This window comes from Adonisia turfae CCMR0081, from assembly GCF_011009555.1.
GTDB classification, from domain to species: Bacteria; Cyanobacteriota; Cyanobacteriia; order Phormidesmidales; family Phormidesmidaceae; genus Leptothoe; species Leptothoe turfae.
Genome location: NZ_QXHD01000004.1, coordinates 7,622,029 through 7,624,799 on the forward strand (window position 1 = coordinate 7,622,029; position 2,771 = coordinate 7,624,799).

Below are 2,771 nucleotides of genomic sequence, written 5' to 3' on the forward strand. Positions count from 1 at the left end.
TACACCCGACACACTTATGAATCGTCTGATTATCCTCAAAGATGTCGCCCTGTTTCAAAATCTCTCTTTAGATGAGCTATTACTAATTGATGAAGCTCTTGTGCCTCAGCAGTTTATGGCAAGTACAACTATCTTTGAAGAGGGTAGCTGGGGGTCTCATCTGTATATCATCGCGTCGGGAACAGTGCAGATTGTGAAGACTGTAGATGATGAACAAAAAGAGATTAAGCAGCTGATGACAGGTAATTATTTTGGTGAGATTGCCTTGTTTGACGATGCACCCCGTTGGAATGGGGCAATTGCGAAAGATGATTGCATGTTGCTGAAGTTGGAGAAACAGCGGTTTATTAGTTTAACGACGCAGCGCCCTCACATTTTGTTGGAGATTTGCCGATTTATGAGTCAGCAACTGCGGGAGACAGACAAATTTCGATCAGCAAAGAAGTTTGTGGCGAGTGGTGCCCATGTGGAGGATGAGACACTACAAAATTGTTAGAGGCTTATAATTAGTAGCGACGATAAGGATATATACTGTCTAGCCAAAAGATAACTATATATTAGGAATTATCAATAAATCATCTAATTTTCATCAGTAACCAGTTGAGCCTTACTCGCAATATGCAAGCATAGAATCATTTAACGGATACCACTTAAGCAGAATATCTTCCTCAGGAAAGGAGTCTGAGTTCAAGCTTGTTTCGCCAACTTAGGCTAATCAAGGTTTCTGGGCCTAAGTTGGTGGCCGTTTAGAGCTAATTTTGCTCGCATAAGCTAAGTTTTTCTCTTTTTTAGCTAGTTCATCAAACAAACAGTAAATGATGTTAATTCCATAGCATTCAATATCCTCTTAAAGACTCTATCTATTGATTTTTTAAACCCAACTTATTAATTCAGACACCAGCAATGAATATTTTCTTAATCGGATTAAACTGTCAAGATTACCAAATACCAAAAATACTGTCAGAGCTACTACAGCTAAAAGAATTCTTCCCTGAACTTGATCCGAATACCCTTTGGTCATTTAAGCAGAATAACTATCTTTTTACAGCCAATATTCATACATCTAGACATCTGATTGAACCAAAAGTTTATGTCAAGGAGACTGAGCAGGAAATTCTTTTATTTGACGGATGTATGATCAATCCAAGGGGTGATTTTAATGTCTACAACCTTGAGGAACTTAACCAACACTGGCATAGCTTGAAAGATATTTTGGAAGGACAGTTTGTCATTGCCCGTATTCACAAAAACCTAGAAAGTTCATTAGAGATTATCAATGATCCCTTAGGGATGTATCAGGTCTATTACTTGAAACAGGGAAATCAGTGGTTTATTAGTAATAGTGTTTACTTGCTAAAACGTATCGGTCAAGTCAGTAAATTTGATTCACTAGGGATCAGCCTTTATTTAACCTGGGGCTGGGCGTCTAGTGACCGCACGTTGAGAGAAGGCATTCAAGTATTGCCTCCTGGTCAACATTGGCAATGGCAAAAAGGTCACATAGAACCCCAAAAACACAAATATTTTCAGCGTGCTCGGCTTTCCCAACTACCTCAAACACACCTAACATCACAGCAACAAATACAAAGCCTTACCCACGATCTAGAGCAAATGATGAAAGCGCTAACGTATTCTTTTGGCGCTTCTGTATACTGCCCTTTAACCGCAGGTCGTGATTCTCGACTCCTGGCTTCTTTGCTTATTAAAAATAATATAGATGCAGAATTCTTTTCTCTAGTTACGTCAGAGGCAATTGATGTAGAAATCGCCAGCAAAATTGCTAAACAGTTCAAATTAAAATGGACTGTAATACAGGAAAAAAAGGAGCAAAATCTTCAAAGTTGGCTCGAAAGTGCTCAAAGGTGGATTACCAAGAGAGATGGCTTAATTTCCATCAGACAATTTCGCCCCAATGACCAGGCAGTGGACAATCAGCTAGGAGTTGTCTTAAATGGTGGCGGTGGCGAGATTGCTAGAGCGTATTACAGTAATGCAAAATTTTTCCTTCATCAAAAGAATTTTGACTATGTTTACAGGTATCTAAACGATGCCAAGCTTACTTGGCGGCGACACGATTTGCTACAGGATGAAATAGTACAAACTGCTGCTAAATATTTAAAGTGTTTTATCGAAACATCACTAGAAGAAGGCTTTAAATTAGTCGATATCCCCTGCGTTTTGTATACATATGAACGCGTTAGACGCTGGGCCGGCAGTAATTGCTCGTTGCACCCAGGTCATATCTCCTTTGCTCCCCTCTGTACTCGGCCTTTTATAAAAGCCGCTTACTCAATTCCAGCAAAACAGCGATATACAGAACCTCTACATTATCGAATCCTGAGTCTCTCACCCGAATTATGTAACATCCCTTTTGAGACTACATGGAAGATTCAACAATCAACTGTAAATTGTTGGTATGAAATCATTAGAAATTCTCTAGACTACAGATTAGTGAGAAAGATACGCCCCCGAAATAAAACAATACACAGGGCAGATTCAGAAACAGCTCAACTGATAGAAAACAAAAGGATTTACTTAAGAGACTATTGTCTAGACCACATTAATTCTCCCATTTGGGATTTTGTCAAACGTTCCGCTTTTGAGAAAATTATACCTAAACAGATAACTACACCAACACAGCGTCAGTTTACCGGCATGCTTTGGGACATCGCAACGCTGTTTCTACTATAGCGTTCCTATTTGATTGGTGAGAATGTTCCATACATATGCATTTTGGGAAAGTCAAAGAGTTCCAGGGCACAAAACTGCTC

Annotated in this window: 2 protein-coding genes; both read left to right on the top strand. The window is 39.3% G+C overall.

Translation table 11 applies throughout. The features are described 5' to 3' along the window. On the top strand, nucleotides 1–496 hold a 496-nt coding region (locus DXZ20_RS36605), incomplete at its 5' end, for a cyclic nucleotide-binding domain-containing protein (protein ID WP_163703730.1). 407 nt (nucleotides 497–903) lie between these two features. Then, complete coding sequence (locus DXZ20_RS36610) at nucleotides 904–2,691, top strand: asparagine synthetase B family protein (RefSeq protein ID WP_163703336.1); 1,788 nt, start codon at nucleotides 904–906, stop codon at nucleotides 2,689–2,691. Nucleotides 2,692–2,771 lie beyond the last annotated feature (80 nt).